Origin of the sequence: Amaricoccus macauensis, assembly GCF_049800915.1 — a bacterium.
GTDB classification, from domain to species: Bacteria; Pseudomonadota; Alphaproteobacteria; order Rhodobacterales; family Rhodobacteraceae; genus Amaricoccus; species Amaricoccus macauensis_A.
Map to the genome: position 1 here is coordinate 506,453 of NZ_JBNAFY010000004.1, position 19,157 is coordinate 525,609.

Annotated in this window: 20 protein-coding genes; 12 read left to right on the plus strand and 8 right to left on the minus strand. The window is 61.6% G+C overall.

From position 1 onward, the window contains the following. Nucleotides 1–12: 12 nt before the first annotated feature. From ACP15W_RS12970 to ACP15W_RS12995, 6 genes are all read right to left on the minus strand, one after another. Nucleotides 13–588, minus strand: a complete 576-nt coding sequence (locus tag ACP15W_RS12970) for a DUF2238 domain-containing protein (protein WP_424933318.1) — start codon at nt 586–588, stop codon at nt 13–15. Nucleotides 589–788: 200 nt separating this feature from the next. After that, on the minus strand, nt 789–2,360 hold the full coding sequence (locus tag ACP15W_RS12975) for a GMC family oxidoreductase (RefSeq protein WP_424933319.1): 1,572 nt from the start codon (nt 2,358–2,360) through the stop codon (nt 789–791). 17 nt (nt 2,361–2,377) lie between these two features. Then, nucleotides 2,378–2,902, minus strand: a complete 525-nt coding sequence (locus ACP15W_RS12980) for a Twin-arginine translocation pathway signal (protein WP_424933320.1) — start codon at nt 2,900–2,902, stop codon at nt 2,378–2,380. Between the two features lie 49 nt (nt 2,903–2,951). Continuing rightward, nucleotides 2,952–3,347, minus strand: a complete 396-nt coding sequence (locus ACP15W_RS12985) for a VOC family protein (RefSeq protein ID WP_424933321.1) — start codon at nt 3,345–3,347, stop codon at nt 2,952–2,954. A 100-nt stretch (nt 3,348–3,447) separates the two neighbouring features. Continuing rightward, nucleotides 3,448–3,729: a ribbon-helix-helix domain-containing protein gene (locus ACP15W_RS12990; RefSeq protein ID WP_424933322.1), complete on the minus strand. Its 282-nt coding sequence runs from the start codon at nt 3,727–3,729 to the stop codon at nt 3,448–3,450. A gap of 128 nt (nt 3,730–3,857) precedes the next feature. Then, on the minus strand, nt 3,858–4,775 hold the full coding sequence (locus ACP15W_RS12995; RefSeq protein WP_424933323.1) for a LysR family transcriptional regulator: 918 nt from the start codon (nt 4,773–4,775) through the stop codon (nt 3,858–3,860). A gap of 172 nt (nt 4,776–4,947) precedes the next feature. Between ACP15W_RS12995 and ACP15W_RS13000 the strand changes: the two genes are divergently transcribed. The 9 genes from ACP15W_RS13000 (at nt 4,948) to ACP15W_RS13040 (ending at nt 14,842) form a co-directional block, all read left to right on the plus strand. Further along, nucleotides 4,948–6,450, plus strand: coding sequence for an ABC transporter substrate-binding protein (locus tag ACP15W_RS13000; protein ID WP_424933324.1), 1,503 nt, complete (start codon nt 4,948–4,950; stop codon nt 6,448–6,450). 63 nt (nt 6,451–6,513) lie between these two features. Further along, complete coding sequence (locus tag ACP15W_RS13005; protein WP_424933325.1) at nt 6,514–7,428, plus strand: ABC transporter permease; 915 nt, start codon at nt 6,514–6,516, stop codon at nt 7,426–7,428. A gap of 9 nt (nt 7,429–7,437) precedes the next feature. After that, a complete protein-coding gene (locus ACP15W_RS13010; protein ID WP_424933326.1) occupies nt 7,438–8,367 on the plus strand; it encodes an ABC transporter permease in 930 nt (309 codons plus the stop codon). Then, complete coding sequence (locus tag ACP15W_RS13015; protein ID WP_424933327.1) at nt 8,360–9,988, plus strand: ABC transporter ATP-binding protein; 1,629 nt, start codon at nt 8,360–8,362, stop codon at nt 9,986–9,988. The genes ACP15W_RS13010 and ACP15W_RS13015 overlap by 8 nt, the downstream gene beginning before the upstream one ends. Nucleotides 9,989–10,053: 65 nt before the next feature. Further along, nucleotides 10,054–10,791 (plus strand): ribonuclease activity regulator RraA, encoded by a 738-nt coding sequence (locus tag ACP15W_RS13020; protein WP_424933328.1) that lies wholly within the window; start codon nt 10,054–10,056, stop codon nt 10,789–10,791. A gap of 15 nt (nt 10,792–10,806) precedes the next feature. Further along, entirely contained in the window at nt 10,807–11,838 is a 1,032-nt protein-coding gene (locus ACP15W_RS13025; protein ID WP_424933329.1) for a DUF475 domain-containing protein, read from the plus strand. A gap of 110 nt (nt 11,839–11,948) precedes the next feature. Next, nucleotides 11,949–12,935: a TRAP transporter substrate-binding protein gene (locus tag ACP15W_RS13030; RefSeq protein ID WP_424933330.1), complete on the plus strand. Its 987-nt coding sequence runs from the start codon at nt 11,949–11,951 to the stop codon at nt 12,933–12,935. Nucleotides 12,936–13,040: 105 nt separating this feature from the next. Continuing rightward, on the plus strand, nt 13,041–13,535 hold the full coding sequence (locus ACP15W_RS13035; RefSeq protein ID WP_424933331.1) for a TRAP transporter small permease: 495 nt from the start codon (nt 13,041–13,043) through the stop codon (nt 13,533–13,535). Next, nucleotides 13,532–14,842, plus strand: a complete 1,311-nt coding sequence (locus tag ACP15W_RS13040) for a TRAP transporter large permease (protein ID WP_424933332.1) — start codon at nt 13,532–13,534, stop codon at nt 14,840–14,842. Before ACP15W_RS13035 ends, ACP15W_RS13040 begins: the two co-directional genes overlap by 4 nt. Nucleotides 14,843–15,091: 249 nt before the next feature. On the opposite strand, the gene ACP15W_RS13045 is transcribed toward ACP15W_RS13040, so the two are convergent. Continuing rightward, the gene (locus ACP15W_RS13045; protein WP_424933333.1) at nt 15,092–16,438 is read right to left on the minus strand and encodes a DUF2793 domain-containing protein; all 1,347 of its coding nucleotides are present in this window, start codon (nt 16,436–16,438) and stop codon (nt 15,092–15,094) included. 259 nt (nt 16,439–16,697) lie between these two features. Between ACP15W_RS13045 and ACP15W_RS13050 the strand changes: the two genes are divergently transcribed. Genes ACP15W_RS13050 through moaB form a run of 3 tightly spaced genes read left to right on the plus strand, consistent with a single transcriptional unit; the run spans nt 16,698 to nt 18,646 of the window. Further along, nucleotides 16,698–17,474, plus strand: coding sequence for a uracil-DNA glycosylase (locus ACP15W_RS13050; RefSeq protein WP_424933412.1), 777 nt, complete (start codon nt 16,698–16,700; stop codon nt 17,472–17,474). A gap of 8 nt (nt 17,475–17,482) precedes the next feature. Then, nucleotides 17,483–18,100: a LysE family translocator gene (locus ACP15W_RS13055; protein ID WP_424933334.1), complete on the plus strand. Its 618-nt coding sequence runs from the start codon at nt 17,483–17,485 to the stop codon at nt 18,098–18,100. A 3-nt stretch (nt 18,101–18,103) separates the two neighbouring features. Continuing rightward, the gene (moaB, locus tag ACP15W_RS13060; protein WP_424933335.1) at nt 18,104–18,646 is read left to right on the plus strand and encodes a molybdenum cofactor biosynthesis protein B; all 543 of its coding nucleotides are present in this window, start codon (nt 18,104–18,106) and stop codon (nt 18,644–18,646) included. A gap of 21 nt (nt 18,647–18,667) precedes the next feature. On the opposite strand, the gene ACP15W_RS13065 is transcribed toward moaB, so the two are convergent. Beyond that, the gene (locus tag ACP15W_RS13065) at nt 18,668–19,153 is read right to left on the minus strand and encodes an RNA pyrophosphohydrolase (protein ID WP_424933336.1); all 486 of its coding nucleotides are present in this window, start codon (nt 19,151–19,153) and stop codon (nt 18,668–18,670) included. Between the last annotated feature and the right edge of the window lie 4 nt (nt 19,154–19,157).

Below are 19,157 nucleotides of genomic sequence, written 5' to 3' on the forward strand. Positions count from 1 at the left end.
CCGCTGCCATCTCTATCTTCGCGTCACCAGCAGGACCGCGACCAGCGCGCCGAGCGCGTTGAAGCAGAGATCGAGGGCCGTATTGATATACCCCCCGACATTCGTGTCCGGCACCGCAAGAACCGCCGCGAACTCGATCATCTCATTGAGCGCCCCGAGCCCCATGGCCCCGAAGAGCGGGAAGGCGAAGGCCGTCCAGGAACCGCGGGTTTCCGGGTAGTGCCGGGTCAGGACGTGGTGCAGCAGCCATGCGGTGACGCCGAAGCCGAAGGCGTGAACGACCTGGTCGTATTTCAGGATGACGCTCCCCTGCACCTCCACGATCGTCAGAAGCGGTAGATTGTAGAGCACGGCCCCCGCAGCCGGCACCCCGCCGCCCGCCATGTGCAGGAGCCCCCAGAACGAGAGTGCCCAGAGCATCGGAACGGGATAGGCCGCCATCCTGAGCGTCAGGCCGACCAGCGCGATGAGCCCCAGCATGGTCGCGACATAGACCATGAACTCCATGTTGCCGCTGGCGACGAACCAGAGGGTGAAGCCGCAGACATAAACCGCGGTGAAGAGGGCAACGGGCAGGATCTGGCGCATGGCCGCAAGCTAGGTCACCCGATGGCAGGGGGACAACCGTTTGCGTGCCTCATGGTTTAGGGACGGCGCGAAGCGCGTGCCCGCCGATTCAGCCATACCTTTTTCATACGCTTTCCATACCGAAACCATACGCGGGAATGGTGGGTTTTCGGAGCGGGAAACCGGGGCGATCCACGCCCCGGTGTATGCTTGCACGCGTCTCAGAGACTCCCTTTCGAGAGTTCTCCCGCGATGTGATCCGCCTGCCGAATGGCCAATGCCACAATGGTCAGGGTCGGGTTTTCCGCCGCCCCGGTGGTGAATTGCGACCCGTCCGAGACATAGAGGTTCGGGATGTCATGGGTGCGGCCGAAGTTGTTGACCACCCCGTCGCGCGGGTTCTCGGACATGCGGTTGGTGCCGAGATTGTGCGTCGAGGGATAGGGTGGCGTCGGGAATGTCCGGGTCGCGCCCACCGCCTCGTAGATCTCGATTCCCTTGGCATAGGCATAGTCACGCATTGCCGTATCGTTCGGGTGATCGGTAAAATGCACGTCCGCAACAGGCATCCCATGCGCGTCGGTCACATCGTGGTTCAGCGTGATGCGGTTGGTCTCCTGCGGCATGTCCTCGCCGACGATCCACATGCCCGCCATGTTCTCGTAGCTGTCGAGGGCCGAGGTGAACTCGCGCCCCCAGCCGCCCGGATCGAGGAAGGCCGCCATGAACGGAATGCCGAGCGCGAGGGTTTCGAGCTCGAAACCGCCCACGAAGCCGCGCGACGGATCGTGGCGCGCCTCGTCCTGCACGATGCCGGCCATCGTGGTCCCGCGCCACATGCGCACCGGCTTGTCGAAGACACCGTAGACCGACCCGGTGGTGTGACGCATGTAGTTCCGCCCGACCTGGCCCGAAGAATTGGCGAGCCCGTCCGGGAACATGTTCGAAGCGGAATTGAGCAGGATGCGCGGGCTTTCGATGGAGTTCCCCGCGACACAGACGATCCGCGCGCTCTGGCGCTGCTCGTTGCCCTCCGCGTCCTTGTAAATCACGCCCGTCACGAGCCCCTGGTCGTCATGTTCGATCCGCAGGACATGCGCGTTGGACCGCACCTCGAGGTTTCCAGTGGCTTCGCCACGCGGGATGTCGGTGTAGGCTGCAGACCATTTCGCGCCCCATTTGCATCCCTGGAAGCAGAAGCCCGTCTGCTGGCAGGCCATGCGGCCGTCATAATCGGTCGAATTGATCGCCATTCGCCCGGTGTGAACTTCCTTGTAGCCGATGGCTTTCGCACCGGCCTCGAAGACCTTGAAGTTGTTGTTGCCCGGCAGGCCCGGCATGTCGTTGGTCCGGGTCACGCCGAGCTTCTTTTCCGCGAGGTCGTACCACGGCTCCATTTCCGAAAGGGTAATCGGCCAATCGAGCAGGTTCGCGCCCGCGACGTCGCCGTATTCCGTCTTGACGCGGAACTCGTGTTCCTGGAAGCGCAGGCTTGCGCCCGCCCAGTGGATCGAGGTGCCACCCACGGCTTTCACGATCCAGGCCGGGAGGCCGGGAAAGTCGCGCGACACCCGCCAGTCACCGCTCGTGGTGCGCGGATCGACCCAAGCAAGCTGGCCGAAGCTCTCCCATTCATCGTTGATGTAATCCTCGGGCAGGTAGCGCCCGCCGGCTTCGAGGGCGACGACGGACACGCCCTTCTGGGCAAGTTCATTGGCCAGAACCCCGCCACCCGAACCGGTGCCGATGACGACCACGACACTGTCGTCGCTGAGATCAAAAGGTGCAGACATGTTTTCTCTCCCCGCGCTCAGAGCCAGTTGATGTCATCGAAGCCGCGGTCGATGTAGCCGCCCTCCGAGTATGACTCGCCCTCATAGCCGAAGACCGGCCAGACGGCTTTCTGGTTGTAGAGCCCGGTGACGAGCCCGCCCCGAATGGACTGGAAGAAGGCGCTGCCTTCGATCTGGCGCAGGAGGTCCACCCGGTCGCGCTCCCATCCGACGGAGAGGTAATCGGCGTAACCTGTGCCCTGCGCGAGCGTGTCGAGCCCTGCCACCCCGGCCTCGATGGCCTCGGCCGCCTCGGGCGTATCGTAGCCCTTCACCGCTATGGCATAGTTCTCGTTCGGTATACGGTCATGCGGGTAGATATCCCGCGCCATCAGGATCAGCGTGGCCATGGAATGTGGCTTGAGGGCCGTGGTCTCGAGTGCCCAGGCCGCATCGGGTGCAGCTACGAACCCCGCACCGATGACGAAGGATGCGCCCGCCCCCATGCTGCGGGACAGAAGCTGGCGCCGGGTGAGTGCCACCCGGCTTGTCTGGCTGTTCATGTTGTTCTCCCTGTTGTTCTTTGCGGCCGGGCTTATGTGCCCGGTCCGGTCACTGGAAACGTCCTGCCCGTTCCAAAACCTCGATTTCATATCCGTCCGGATCGGCCACGAAGAAGAACTTCGCGATCAGCTTACCGTCATTCTTGAATTCCACGAGCTTGCGGGGACTGAGGCCTTCGGCCTCGAAGCGTGCATGTTCAGACGCGACATCCGGCACGGAGACCGCGAGATGGCCGTAGCCATCACCGAGGTTGTAGGGCTCGGTCCGGCCCTTGTTGATGGTAAGCTCCACCTCGAAGCCGGCTTCGTCGTTGCTCATGTAGACCAGCGTGAAACTGTCGAAATCCAGGCGATCCGCGACCTTCAGGCCGAAGGCCTTGTCGTAGAATTCGACGGAGCGCGCCTCGTCGAGCACACGGATCATGCTGTGGATGGCCTTTGCCATTTTCTCTCCTCGTCGGTATGGCTTGGGAGAGAAGTCTAGGCGCAGCTTCAGCCTCGTTTGGTAGTATTCTGTTACTGCACCGCTTTCCCGGCCCGCCCGCCTATTCCGCCGCGAGAAGCGTTGGGCAATTTTCCAGATAGACGAGGCAGGTACATCTCAAGAGCGAGGTGAAGTTCTGGGGCTCGCCGTGAAGCATCAGCACTTCCGAATGCAGCTTGGAGACGAAGGCGGGCGTGGTGATGCCTTCGCTCGCGGCAATTTCGTCGATGATCCGCCAGAAAGACTTCTCTAGCCGGATGCTCGTGCTCTGGCCATTCAATCTCATGCGCCGTGTCTCCAGCGCGTATCTATCCGGGTCCTGACCCGCAAACATTCTGCACATCCATCTTCCTCCCGCGACAGCCCCCAACTCTGGCCGACCGGGCGGCACAAACGAGCTCCTGTCCCTGGAAGGATACATCCCGGTGCCCCACTGCGCCACCAAGACTCTCGGACAAGCGGCCGAAAAGGTTAGTCGAAGGGCCTGAAGGGCCTCAGTGTGTCGGCCACGAGCTCCTTCATGCGCCCGATCAGGATCGAACTCTCGTCCGGCTTCGAGACCATGTACATGTCCGACCGGAACTGCTGCGGCAGGTCGATCTCGCGGTAGACGATATGCTCGAGCTGCACGATCCGAATGGATTTCGGAACCAGCGCAAACCCCAGGCCGTGATTGACGAGACTGACGATAGTATGGGTCTGGCTCGCTGAAATGCGCTTGTCCGGATTAATGCCGCACGCCAGAAAGAGCGCGCGCATGGTTTCGAGAAGGAACCCGCCCGTGTCGGCGGTGAAAGAGACATAGGGCTCGCCATCGAAATCGGAGATGGTCAGGTCTTGCTTTTCCGCAAGGTGGTGTGTTCGCGGGATCGCGACAACGAAGGGTTCGCTGACGACGCGCCGCCGTTCGATCTCGTTGCGCTCGCGCTCCATGCGCGTCAGACCGATGTCGATTCGCCCCGAGCGCTGCGCCTCGATGATCTCATACCCCATCATCTCGACGGGATTCAGCCTGACATTCGGCATGATCTCTGCCGCGCGAACCGCGATCTGCGGGATGAACCGCAGACCGCAGGAGGGCACGAAGCCGATGGAGATCTCCCCCACATCCCCCCGCTCGGCCTGCCGCGCCTTCAAAACCGCCTGCTCGGATTTCTGCAGGATCTCAAGCGCGCTGTGATAGAAGCTCCGCCCTGCCGAGGTGAGTTCGACCTGACGGCTGCTTCGGTTGAAGAGTCTCAGATTCACCCGATCTTCCAAGAGCTTGATCTGACGCGAGAGCGGCGGCTGGGTCATGTTCATCCGGTCGGCGGCGCGCCGGAAACTCAACTCTTCCGCGACTGCGACGAAGCACCTGAGCTGAAAATACTCGAACTGTCCCTGAGCCACCGGCTTCGCCTCCCTGCAACCGCCGTCAGATTGTTGATACAAATTGCGCATCGTTGCAATCCAAATTTGGAATTTACTTGTGTGCCGGTTTGCTTCTTCTTTCGCTGCAACGGGCCGGAGACGCCCGTGAAACAAAGTAAGAAAAAACGGCTCATTCTCTGGGAGGAATGTCATGGCCATGCATCCAACGCGTCTCGCGGCGCTTCTGCTTGCCTCCACCGCAGTGGCAGCTCATGCACAGGACGGCTCAGTGACAGTTGTTCTGTCCGAAGAGCTGGAGATCGTCGAACCCTGCTCCTCGACCAAATCCAATGTCGGAAGGGTGATCTTCCAGAATATTTCCGAGACAGTGACCGAGCTCGACCCGAGCACGGGTCTTCAGCCGCGTCTTGCGGAAAGTTGGGAAGACATGGGCGACGGTACCTGGCGCTTCAAGCTGCGCGAGGGCGTGACCTTCAGCGACGGTGATCCGCTGGATGCGGCGGACGTGGCGCATTCGCTGGTACGGATGAAATCGCCCGACATCGCCTGCGAGATCGGCGCGAAGTTCTTCGGCGGCATCGACATCACCACTGAGATCGTCGACGACCACACCATCGACGTTACGGCCGATCCGGCACAGCCGATCCTGCCGATGCTGATGTCCACGGTGACGGTCACCAAATCCGACACGCCTCTGGACAGCTTCGTCGATCATCCCATCGGGACCGGTCCTTACACCTTCGACGAGTATGAGCGGGGCAAGCACATCAAGGTTTCCGCACGGCCCGATTACTGGGGCGAGGCACCGGCCGTTACCTCGGCCACATATGTCTTCCGCTCCGACAGCGCAGTGCGTGCCGCGATGGTTGCGACCGGCGAGGCGGACATCGCACCCAACATCGCACTGCAGGATGCCACCGACCCTGCGATCGACTTCTCCTATCCCAATTCCGAGACGGTCTTCCTGCGCATCGAGCACGAACAACCGCCACTCAATGATCGCCGGGTGCGCGAGGCGCTCAACCTCGCCGTGGATCGCGAGGCCTTCGTCGGCACCATCCTGGCGGACGGAACGCTGATCGCCACCGGCATCACGCCGCCCTCGACGCTGGGCTATGACCCGGATCTGGAACCCTACCCCTACGACCCCGACCGTGCCCGCGAACTGCTCGAGGAAGCCCGCGCGGATGGTGTGCCGGTGGATGAGGAAATCACGCTGATCGGCCGGATCAACAATTTCGGCAATGTGCTGGAGACCATGGAAGCCCTGCACACCATGTTCGAGGACGTGGGCTTCAACATGAACCTGCAGATGGTCGAGGTGGCGGAATGGCTGGAACGCTACGCTAAGCCCTTCCCGGAAAACCGCGGGCCGGAGATGATCCAGGCGCAGCATGACAATGCCAGCGGCGATCCGGTCTTCTCGATGTATTTCAAGTATCACTCCGAGGGCCAGCAATCGGGTATCACCGACCCGAAGGTGGACGACATGATTGCGGCGGCCACGGCAGCCACGGGCGATGAGCGCGAAGAACTCTGGCGGGAGCTGTTCGGATACCTGCATGAAGAGGTGATCGCCGATGTGATGCTGTTCCACATGGTGGGCTTCAGCCGCGTCAACGAACGGCTCGAGTTCACCCCGACCATCCGCACCAACAGCGAACTGCAACTCGCACAGATCGAGTTCAAGTAAGCCACGTTCGGGCCGGGGCGGTCGCGACGGCCGCCCCAAACCCGACATTCGGAGATCCTCGCCATGTTAGCCTTTCTGGGAAAACGAGCCGTTGCAAGCGGTCTCTCCCTCATCGGGCTTGTCATACTCGTGTTCTTCCTGAGCCGGTTGACCGGGGACCCGACCGGGCTCTACCTCCCGCTCGACGCGTCGGAGGAAGCCAAGACCCAGTTCCGCCAGATCCACGGGCTCGACCAGCCGCTGATCCTCCAGTTCCTGCACTACATGGGCGATCTTGTCCGGCTCGATTTCGGCGAATCCATCCGCCGCTCGGAGCCCGCGATCGATGTGGTGCTGCGCGGGGTCGGCTGGACGCTGAAGCTTGCGGGCGTGACCATGGCGCTTGTGATCTCGCTCGCGGTCGTCATCGGTTCGCTCGCGGCCTTCCGGCAGGGCGGCATCTTCGACCGGATCGCGACCTTCTTCTCGCTGGTCGGCGCAAGCGTGCCGGACTTCTGGGTCGCAATCGTCGCCATCGTGGTCTTCTCGGTCAACCTCGGCTGGCTTCCAACGTCCGGCACGGGCAGCGTCTGGCACTGGGTGATGCCGGTGAGCGTGCTCTTCGTCCGGCCCTTCGGGCTCGTGCTGCAGATCGTGCGGGGCTCGATGATCACGGTCCTCAACTCGGCCTACGTGAAGACGGCGCGCGCCAAGGGGTTGCGCAATCGTCCCATCATCTTCGTTCATGCGCTGCGCAATGCCATGCTGCCCGTCATCACGGTGATCGGTGATCAGGCCGCCGCACTTCTGAACGGGGCAGTGGTCGTCGAAACGATCTTCGGCTTTCCGGGCGTCGGCAAGCTGATGATCGATTCCATCCTGCAACGGGATTTCACGGTGATCCTCGCGGCCATCATGGTCACGGCCATGCTGATCTTCATCATGAATGTCGTGATCGACATCTTGTATTCAATCCTCGACCCCCGGATCCGGTACTGAGCCATGGCGATGAGTGAACAGGAGCTTTCCCGACCCGCCGCCGACGTCGCGTCGTCCAACCCGGCAATGACCGTTCTGCGGATGCTCTGGGCCGACAAGCTGGCCTTTGCCTCGGTGGTCTTCCTGCTCGTCGTGACATTCTGCGCCATCTTCGGCCCAGCGCTTCTGGAGGAAGCGGCGACAAAGCAGAACCTGCGTGGCCGCAACGCACCCCCCTTCGATTTCTCCGCCAACTGGCTGTTCTGGCTCGGCGGTGATGCGCTCGGCCGGCCCCTGCTCGCACGGATCATCGTCGCGGCGCAGAACACGATCTTCGTGGCGGCTGGTGCCGTGGTCTGCTCATTGGTGATCGGCACTGCGCTCGGGCTGATCGCGGGCTACAGCTCGCGGACGGCAAGCCAGGTCATCCTGCGGCTGGCGGACGTGATCATGTCTTTCCCGTCGCTGCTTCTCGCGGTGATCGTGCTCTTCATGCTGCAATCTTCGGCATGGAACCTCGTGCTGGTTCTCGCCATCACCCGCATTCCGGTTTACCTGCGGACCTCACGCGCGGAGGTGCTGGAGGTGCGCGAACGGATGTTCGTTCAGGCCGCGAAGGTGATGGGTGCATCGAACCGGCGCATCGTATTCCGCCATATTCTGCCCGTGGTGCTGCCGACTCTCGTAACGATCGCGACGCTGGATTTCGCCTTCGTGATGCTCGCCGAAAGCTCGCTCTCCTTCCTCGGCATCGGCATCCAGCCGCCCGAGATCACCTGGGGGCTGATGGTCGCGCAGGGCCGGCCGTATCTCACCACCGCCTGGTGGGTCTCTTTCTGGCCCGGCATCGCCATCGTGCTGACCACCATGTCGCTCAATCTTCTGTCGAACTGGATGCGCGTCGCGCTCGACCCCGGCCAGCGCTGGCGTCTCGAGACACGGAGGAAGAGAAATGCCTGAGCATCTGCTCGAAGTTCGCAACCTCTCGGTCGACTTCCACACATCCCACGGGACCGTCAATGCGGTGCGCAACGTGTCGTGGCATCTCGATCGTGGCGAAACTCTGGCCATTCTCGGTGAATCCGGTTCGGGCAAGTCGGTGTCGGCGTCGGCGATCATGGACCTGATCGACTGCCCGCCGGGAGAGATCGTCGCGGGCGAGATCCTTTTCGACGGCCGCAATCTCCTGGAAATGCGCGAGTCGGAGAGGCGTGCGCTCAACGGACACCGGATCGCGATGATCTTCCAGGATCCGCTGAGCCATCTGAACCCGGTTTATACCGTCGGGTTTCAGATCGCCGAGACAATGATCGCACACGGACAGCCGCGTGCCGGCACGCGGGCTCGCACCATAGAACTGCTGGCCCGTGTCGGCATTCCCGAGCCGGAGAAGAAGGTGGATTCCTATCCGCACCAATTCTCCGGAGGGCAACGACAGCGGATCATGATTGCCATGGCGCTCGCCATGGAACCCGAAATCCTGATCGCGGACGAGCCGACGACCGCGCTGGACGTTACCGTGCAGGCGCAGATCCTTGCGCTGCTGGAAGAGCTTCAGCGGGAAACCGGGATGGGGTTGTTGCTCATCACCCATGATCTCGGCGTGGTCGCGGAAGTGGCCGACAGGGTGGTGGTGATGAACGCCGGAGAGATCGTCGAGACCGGCAGTGCGGGGGAGGTTTATCGCAACCCTGTCCATCCCTACACGAAGAAGCTCATCGCCGCAGTGCCCGGATCGGGAGAACTGGCCCTGCCCCTGAGCGAGACAGCGCAGCCCCTGCTCGACATCCGGGGACTCTCGAAATCCTATCTTGCGTTCAAGGCGCTTGATGCGGTCAACCTTACCGTGCTGCCGGGTGAAACCGTAGCAATCGTGGGGGAATCCGGTTCGGGAAAATCGACACTTGCCAAGACGTTGCTTCGGCTCGTCGAGCCCTCGGGCGGACAGGCAATCTTCGAAGGGCGTGATCTGCTGACACTCTCGCCGCGCGAGCTCTTCGAGACGCGGCGCGACATCCAGATGGTTTTTCAGGATCCCACACAATCGCTCAATCCGCGTATGTCGGTCTTCGACATCATTTCGGAAGCCTTCGTCATCCACCCGGACATCTTGCCAAAAACACATTGGCGAATGCGGGTTGCGGAGCTTCTGGAGCAGGTCGGACTCAAGGCCGAACATGCCAACCGCTACCCGCACCAGTTCTCGGGCGGGCAGCGGCAGAGGATCGCCATTGCCCGTGCGCTTGCACTCGAACCGAAGCTCATCATTTGCGACGAGGCGGTTTCGGCGCTCGATGTCTCGATCCAGGCGCAGGTCACCGCGCTCCTGACCCGCCTTCAGGATGAATTGGGCGTGAGCTACCTTTTCATTGCACATGACCTGCCGCTGGTTCGGGATTTCGCTCATCGGGTCGTGGTGATGAAATCGGGGCAGATCGTCGAGCAGGGTCCGGTCGCGCAGATATTCGACGCGCCACGCGATCCCTATACGCGGGCCCTGATGGAAGCGAGCCTCAGCCCGGACCCGGACATTCAGGCCGAAAGGCGCGCGGCGCGGGAGGCACCATGCCTGGCTGTCTAGCGGAAACCGCCGCATCTCGCACAAGAACGTCAAACAGAAGGCACCACCAATTTCAGAGGTAGGTCATGACTCAACCGAACTTGAAGCCCGAGACCCGCAGGAAACTCGAAAAGGTGTCCGTCGCGACGCTGGCCACTGCGCTCTACAAGCGCGGACTTCGCCAGCAGGTCATCCAGGATGTACGGCCTCTTGCGCCGAAGGGACGGAACATGGTCGGTCCCGCCTTTACCCTGCGCTACATGCCCGCGCGGGAAGATCGCAATCAGCTCGCCGAGTTCCGCAACCCCGAGCATCCGCAGCGCAAGGCGGTGGAAATCTGCCCACCCGGCGCCGTTCTGGTGATGGACAGCCGCAAGTCTGCCACGGCGGCTTCTGCCGGTGACATTCTCGTCACACGGCTGATGAAGCGAGGCGTGGCCGGTGTGGTGACCGATGGCGGCTTTCGGGATTCGATGAATATCGCCCGGCTCGAAATCCCCACTTATCACAACCGCCCATCCAGCCCGACCAACCTCACGACCAATGAGGCCATCGACATCAATGTGCCGATCGGTTGTGGCGACGCGCCGATCTTCCCCGGTGATGTGCTCGTGGGTGACGATGACAGTGTGATCGTCATCCCGTCGGAACTGGCCGACGAGGTGGCGGACGAGGCCGTCAGCATGACCGAGTTCGAGACTTTCGTGCTGGAGCGGGTCCAGGCGGGCCAGTCGATTATCGGCCTCTACCCGGCGACGCAGGATGCAACACTTGCCGAGTTCAGCAAATGGCGGAAGACTCTCACAACCGAACAGAGCCGATGAGGGCCGGAACCTGACATGCTGGACTACTTCAAATGGGCCTTCATCGTTACCATCGCGGGCCTTTTGGGCGCGTTCTGGCTGGGTTGGTCCTACTATGGCACCATGTCCGGAGCCATGGGGTTCTTCCTGATTGGCGTCGTTCTGGCCGTGCTCGAGATTTCTCTCAGCTTCGATAACGCCATCGTCAACGCCAACAAGCTCGAACGAATGACGCCCATATGGCAGCAACGGTTCCTGACCTGGGGCATCCTGATTGCCGTCTTCGGAATGCGGATCGTCTTCCCGCTCCTGATCGTGGTGGTCGCGGCCGGGATCGGACCGTTCGAAGCCATTCATCTCGCGGCCACCGATCCCGACCAATACGCGGAGATCATCCACGGCGCGCATCTTTCGATCGCGGCATTCGGAGGCGCCTTCCTGATGATGGTCGCGCTGGGCTATTTTGTCGATCAAGGCAAGGAGGTGGACTGGATTGCGGGTCTCGAACGGCAGCTCAGGCGGGTCGGCTCGGTGAAGGGCACGGAAATTGGACTGGTCCTGCTCGTGATGATCGGCTTCTCTGCGGTTCTGCCCGAGGCGGAGAAGGGGACCTTCCTCTACGCCGCCATTTTCGGTTTGATCGTGTTTCTCGGGCTCGAATTGCTGGGCCAGATCCTCGACAAGACCGATGCTGCGAGCGAAGCGGCCCGCGGCGGTCTGGGCGCGTTCCTGTATCTCGAGGTCCTTGATGCGAGTTTCAGTTTCGATGGTGTGATCGGGGCCTTCGCATTGACCCAGAACCTTTTTCTGATCGCGATCGGTCTCGGCATTGGTGCGATGTATGTCCGCTCGATGACGATCATGCTGGTCGAAAAGAAGACGCTCGCTGAGTTCCGCTATCTCGAGCATGGTGCGTTCTGGTCGATCCTCGTGCTCTCGATCATCATGTTCGCACAGACCCTTGTGCATATTCCCGAGGTTGTCACCGGACTCCTGGGCGCGAGCTTCATCGGCTTCGCGTTGCTGCACTCGATGATGCACAACAGGTCCATCCGAAAGGAAGCCTGACAATTCATGACCCCGTGCCGGGACTTGCCCCCGGCATCGGCAACGTCTCTCCCAGGCCGGGCCCGACTGACGAGAGATCCACACGAACCACGGCCCGACGGGAGGACTGAATGAAACACTTGACGATGAGAAGCATTCTTGCGGCCGCCATAGCGGCGCTATCGCTGGGATCTGCCCAGGCACAGGACATTACCCTGCGCGGCGCGAGCATGTTTGATGAGGAACACGCCTTCACCAAGACCCTGCGCAAGTTCGAGGAGCTGGTGGGCGAGAAGTATGATGGAGACGTCACCTTCGACTTGCGCCTGAACGGCGAGCTCGGAGTCGAATCCGATTACGTGACCTATCTCAACCAGGGCGTCGCGGTCGATTACACGATCATCGCCCCATCCAACATGGCCGTGTTCTCACCCTCGATCCCGCTCATGGATATGCCCTTCCTTTTCCGCGATCAGGAGCACTGGAACGCAGTCCTGTCCTCCGACGCGCTCCAGCCACTCGAGGCGGAATTGCGCGAAACCGCGGGCATCGTGATCCTTGGATACGCGGGCGGAGGCGTGCGCAACCTCGTCTCGGCCGAACCGATCGCAAACATGGACGAACTGTCGGGTCACCGAATGCGCGTCATGGGCGCGCCCATTCAGGCACAGACCTTCGCCGCCGTTGGCGCGGCCCCCTCGGCGATCGCATACAACGAGGTCTACAACGCAATTCAGACCGGCGTGATCGCGGGTTTCGAGAACGAGGCCGCTTCCATTCAGAACCTCAAGTTCTACGAGGTCGCGCCCTATGTGACGTTGACCCAGCATACCATCACGGTGCGGCCCATCGTGATGTCCGCAAAGACTTTCGACGCCCTGCCCGAGGATCTTCAGGCCGCGGTGATGGAAGCCGGTCGCGAAGCCGGTGCGTTCGGGCGCGAGTTGGAAAGCCGCGAAGATGGCGAGAAACTTCAGCAGATGGTGGATGCCGGGCAGATCGAGGTCGTCGAGTTCGAAGGACGCGATTCGATGCTCGAGCTCGTCCGCCCGGTGCAGGACGCCTATGCAGAGGAACTTGGAGCGAGCGAACTGCTCGAGGCAACCCGCGGCATGTAACCTTGTGGCCGGCGGGGCGCTTCCGTCCCTGCCGGCCTGCCTACCCCAATTGAATCGCGACAGGCAGATTGCCCGCGAGTGTCTATCCACCGCACTGGAGCCGTTATGGTCGAACGTGTCCTCGAACGCTTCTGCAATCTGTTGCGGGTCATGCTGGGAGTGCTCATGGCAATCCTTGCCGTCCCAGTCGCGATGCAGGTCCTGTCCCGTTATACCGGGGTCATTCCGAACTACCTTTGGACCGAAGAACTCTCGACCTTCATCTTCGTCTGGATCGTGATGATCGGGTCCATGGTGGCGGTCTGGGACGGCACCCATTTCGATGTGCGTATCTTTCCCGATGCGACGACGCCGTTGGGCAAACTGCTGCAGCAGGGGGTCGTGCTTGTCCTGATTCTGCTCTTCTCGGTGCTCTTCATGATCTATGGCATTGAATACGCGCAGTTCGGCAGCAATCAGCGCTCGGTCATGATGCGTGCCAACCTGGCGATCACCTATGTCTCGGTCCCGATCGCCGGAACGGTCTGGACCCTGTTTGCCGGCTTCCGGCTCTGGAAACTTATCGCCGACTGGCGGGCCGCGAGAGGAGCCGCGTCATGATTGTCGGTACCGGACTAGCCTGCGGCCTTCTCATCGGCGGCTTCATCCTTCTCGTGATCATCCGGGTTCCGGTGGCCTTCGCCCTCGGGATCGCCACCATTCCCGTCGTGCTGCTCGAACTGCGGCTGACGCCTTTCATCGTGCTGGACCGGATGTTCCAGTCCTACAATTCCTTCATTCTTCTTGCGGTCCCGTTCTTCCTGCTGGCGGCGAACCTGATGAACTCCGGGAAGGTGACCGACAGGCTGATCGAGCTTGCCCGCGTCCTGACCGGCTGGATGCCGGGTGGCCTGGGCCATGTGAATGTCGCTGTTTCCATGCTATTCGCGGGCATCTCGGGCTCATCGACGGCTGATGCCGCCGGTTGCGGCAAGATCCTGATCCCGGCCATGCAGCGCGCGGGCTATGACACGCGCTTTGCCGTCGCCATCACCGCCTGCTCCTCGGTGATGGGCGTGATCATTCCACCTTCGATCCTCATGGTTGTCTGGGGAGGCGTGATGCAGGTCTCGGTCGGGGCGCTGTTTCTCGGCGGCGCGATCCCGGGCCTGATGATCGGACTGGCACTGATGGCCACGGTCTACGGCTATGCGAAGGTCTACGACTATCCGGTTGCCGGTCGACCAAGCCTTGCGGAGTTCTGGGCGGCACTCAAGGGGGCGGCACTCGCCATGCTGACCCCGATCCTCGTGATTGGCGGCATCATCGGCGGCATCGTGACGCCTACTGAAAGCGCGATTATCGCTGCCGGTTACGCTCTCATCCTCGGGCTGTTCGTCTATCGAACGGTGAGGCCGCGCGATCTGGGTCGGATCTTCTATGACACGGGCCGCTTCGCCGCCATCTCGCTCTTCGCCATCGGCACAGCCTCTGCCTTCGGATGGATGCTTTCCTTCTACAACGTCCCGCGGCTGATCGTCGGCACGATGACTGCGCTGGAATTCGGCCCCCTCGGCACCGGCCTTGTCATTGCGGCACTGTTCCTGATCTTCGGCCTGTTTATCGACGCCATTCCGACGATCATCATCCTCGGCACGGTTCTCATGCCGGTAGCGCAAGCCGCAGGGCTTGACCCGATTGCTTTCGCGATCATCGGGATCGTGTCTCTGGCCTTCGGGCTGGTCACGCCGCCCTATGGGCTGTGCCTGCTCATTTCAGCTGCGATCGCGGAACTCAATGTGGTGCAAGTCATGCGTGATGTGGCGATCATTCTCCTGCCCATGCTGGTGATCCTGATCCTCATCATTTCCTTCCCCGCACTCTCGCTCTGGCTGCCGCGGGCAGTCATGCCCGGCGCGTTTCCGTAAAGAAGAGCTTATGGAGGCACGCGGCTCCATGAACTAGCGGCAGAAATCGGCGCAGGCGATCATCTCCACCATGCGCCCAATACGCTGGGCAGCAGCGACTATTAATGGTCGCTGTTACCTATTTAGACATAATAGATCTTTATTACAATCGACAGATCGATAAAGTTATTCGTAGTAAATAATAGGATTTCGAACCTTGATAAATTGAATTATCAATTTCGGAAAAATACCGGAGTACATCCATCTGACTTACGAAACAATTACTCCGTAGAACGATCCGGTATTTGTCCCGGCGACATCGCCACCTGCTCCAATGTACCGAATTTGTGGTTGAACCTTATCACCAGCCCCAAGCTGTACTATCGACATCGTTGCTATACTCGTTCTTAGCGAGGCGAACTCGATTCCTCCAAGTAACGTAGTCCGGTCATTTGATGGGTTACCTCCATTCAGCGCCAAGCCAATTTTCACAAAGTTTGGCATTGGACCAGCCTCCTTGTAGACCGCATTCGCTCCGAACATGTAGACGCCGTCGACCGGCGCGGTGAATGCGCCCGTCACCGGGTCGTAGTGGTCGCCGATATTGTGGCGCACATTGTTGAAGACGAGTGACGTCCATTCGTTCTCCGCAACAGACTGCTCATCCGGTGTCGTGGCCGAGAAGCTTGCGTTGCGCGGCAACGAGACTGAACCCGTTGCGTTGTCGATAACCAGCGCCGTGGTGTAGTCCGCCCCGACCTTGATCGTGAAATCCCGCCCGCCAAGCAGTCCCAACAGCGCCTGGGTCGCGTGGCCCGACTGCAGCGCAAAGGACAGATCATCCTCATCGGCACCCTTGTTCATTACAACGTTGAGATCACCCGGATTGGTGAAGAGGCTGTTCCGCCCGGAGACCAGAAGCCGATTGTTCACGTCCGCCCCGGCACCAATGCCGATGTTTCCGTTTTGATGCGAGACGTTCAGCGCGGGAAGAAAAGTTGCACCGTCCGGGCTGACCTTCAGGCTGAAATTATCGCTTCCCATCAGCCCCATCAGCGCGCGCGAGGAATACCCGGTCTGGAAGACGATTCCCGCATCCGCAGAATCAGTCTCCTTGTTGAGCGTCGTGCGCAGGTTTCCGTCTCCGCCTTCGTCCACACCTGCGGCCGTCCAGAGCGCGGCATTCAGCTTGGCAGCGAATGGCGTTGCCGCGTCAGCCGTAGTTCCCACCCCGAGCTCGGTGAGATTCTGGGCCGCGCCTCCCGAAACCGAGCCGCCGGAAATCGAGATCCAGGCAGTGCCCGACCAAACCCGCATTTCCGAACGGTCCTGCACCCAGGCTTGCCAGCCCACCTGCGGAACCATGCGCATCCAGAAGCCGTCAACGAAATAGGCAATGCTCGCATCCCATCCCTGCCAGTCGCCACCGCCGCCTGGCGCGACGATGTATCGCGCCCCGGCATCCGGGGTCTCGGGCGGAACGCTGGCCCCTGCACTCGCGACCGAAAGCTGCACCAGCGCATCAAGAACGCGAATCGCCTCGTTGTGGGTCACATGCTTTTGCGCCTGGTTCGGCATGATGTAGGGAAGTTTGAGGTTCTCGGTTTCATCGGACATCGATTGCTGGCCTTCGGTTCCTGATGTGAGCGGTCTGCGGGCCCGGGCGTGCTGGCGCCGCCACGAACAGCGCGTGATCTTATGCGCGCCAGGCGGGCGTTGCGCCGATGGATCGAGAAGCGATTGCCCGGCTATCGCACGGGCGTTGCGCGTCTGGTCAATCCTGGCGCCGGGCGCTATCTTCCGGGGGTTGCCGATCTGGAGCACGAACGTGACCGCCGAATTCGAGGCACAGACCAGCCGCGATGCGGATCTCGCCATGCTCGCCTGGCTGGTGGAGATGGGCGCGGACGAAGCGATTGAAGACGAACCGATCGACCGGTTCGCTGCGCATATTGCTGCCGAGGAAGAAGCCGCTGCTCGATCACAGCGGCCGGCACGCGCCAAGGCGACCCGCAGCGGCGCAGCAGCGCCCCCATTGCCAGCCCAGCCCACCGCACCTGATACACGCGCAAGAGCCGCGGAATGCGCGACGCTCGATGCTTTGCGGTCCAGTCTCGAGAGCTTCGATGACTGCGCGCTGAAGAAGGGCGCGCGCAACACCGTCTTCGCCGATGGCAACCCGCAAGCCCGGCTCATGATCGTGGGGGAGGCACCGGGCCGGGACGAGGACCGTCAGGGATTGCCCTTCGTGGGTCGGTCTGGCCAGTTGCTGAACAGGATGCTCGCGGCGATCGGGTTCTCCCGCCATGCCGAAGCGCCGGAGCAGGCCGCTTATATCACCAACGTGCTCCCCTGGCGTCCGCCACAGAATCGCGACCCCTCCGCGGATGAGATCTCCATGATGTTGCCCTTCCTCCACCGGCATATCGAACTGGCTGCACCGACGGTCTTGGTGCCAATGGGCAATGCTGCGGCGAAAACGCTTCTGGAGACCACGACCGGCATCACGCGCCTCCGGGGGAACTGGTCGGAATGGCGCGGGATTCCCGTGATGCCAATGTTCCACCCCGCGGCCCTTCTGCGCGGCCCCGAAAAGAAAAGTGTCGCCTGGGCAGATCTGCTGCAAATTCGGGAAAGGCTCGACAGCGCGTGATACTCGGATTGGATATTCTCACGCTGGCCACATTTCTGCCGCTCGGCCTCGCCCTTAATCTCACCCCCGGACCGGACATGATGTTCTGCATCGCCCAGGGAATGCGATCGGGTCCCCGCACCGCCGCTGCCGCGAGCCTGGGCGTGTCGCTTGGCGCCATGGTCCACGTGACGATCGCGGGGCTCGGCCTCGGAGCCCTGTTCGCCCGAAACCCCGCCCTGCTCGACGCTATCCGCTGGATTGGCGCAGGCTATCTGCTTTGGATCGCGTGGAACGCGTTGCGCGCGCCTGCAGCCAGAATGCCCGATACCCGAATGGCCTCCAGAGCGGCGTTCCGACAGGGTCTCGTCGTCAATCTCACCAACCCGAAAGTGATCCTCTTCGTCCTCGCATTCATTCCGCAATTCGTTTCACCGCAGGGCGCGCCGGTATTCGCGCAATTCATAGCTTACGGATTGGTGATTGCTCTTGGCGGGTTTCTCGTGAATGCAGGGCTGGGCGCCGCGGCGGGCCGGGCCGGGATTCGGCTTCAGGCATCCCGTACCGCAGAGCGCTGGGTCCGGCGCTGTGCTGCCACCATTTTCGGCGCACTTGCGCTGCGCCTCGTATTCGCCAAGTCAGGTTGAAGAATGAACGACACGACAGAACCCCGAAGCTTCATTCCGGTCCGAATTGCCGTGCTTACCGTTTCGGATAGCCGGATTCTCGCGGATGACCGCTCGGGCGACACCCTGGTCGAGCGCATTGCACGTGCCGGACACCTGCTGGCCGATCGGGCCATCCTGCGCGACGAGAAGGCGCAGATCGTCGCCAAGCTCAAGGATTGGGTCAGCGACCCCGGGATTGACGCCGTGATCACCACAGGCGGCACCGGGCTCACCGGCCGTGACGTGACTGTCGAGGCGCATGAAGCCGTCTACGAGAAGACGATCACCGGCTTCGCCACACTCTTCGCCATGGTCTCTTTCAAGAAGATCGGCACCTCGGCAATCCAGAGCCGCGCCTGCGCTGGGGTGGCCCATGGAACCTACCTCTTCGCGTTGCCCGGCTCGACGGGGGCCTGCAGAGATGCCTGGGATGAAATCCTCGAACCACAGCTCGATTTCCGCCACCGTCCCTGCAACTTCGTGGAGATCATGCCCCGCCTCGAAGAGCACCGCCGGCGAAAGTGATCACCGGCGGGTTCATCGGCTTCAGTCGATCCGGTCCTTCAGACTCTCGATGACCTGCGCATACAACGCGCGCTTGAACGGGACGATATGCGCCACAAGGTCATCGGGGGACATCCAGCACCAGCGGCTGAATTCGGGATGCTTGGTCTCGATATTGATATCGGCATCGCTGCCTAGGAACCGCATCAGGTACCAGAGCTGCTTCTGACCGCGGAACCGCCCCTTCCAGATCTTCGGCACAAGATCATGGGGCAGATCGTAGGTCAGCCATTCCGGCGTACGCGCGACAATCTCGACAGCCGCCGGAGCGAGCCCGGTCTCCTCGCCAAGTTCACGGAGCGCGGCTTCCTCCGGCTCCTCACCCTTGTCGATCCCGCCCTGCGGCATCTGCCAAGCGGGGCCGGGATTGTCGATGCGCTGGCCAGCAAAGACCAATCCATCGGAATTGAACAGCATCACCCCGACGCAGGGGCGATACGGCAAGGCCAGGACCTCTTCCTCGGTCATGCCA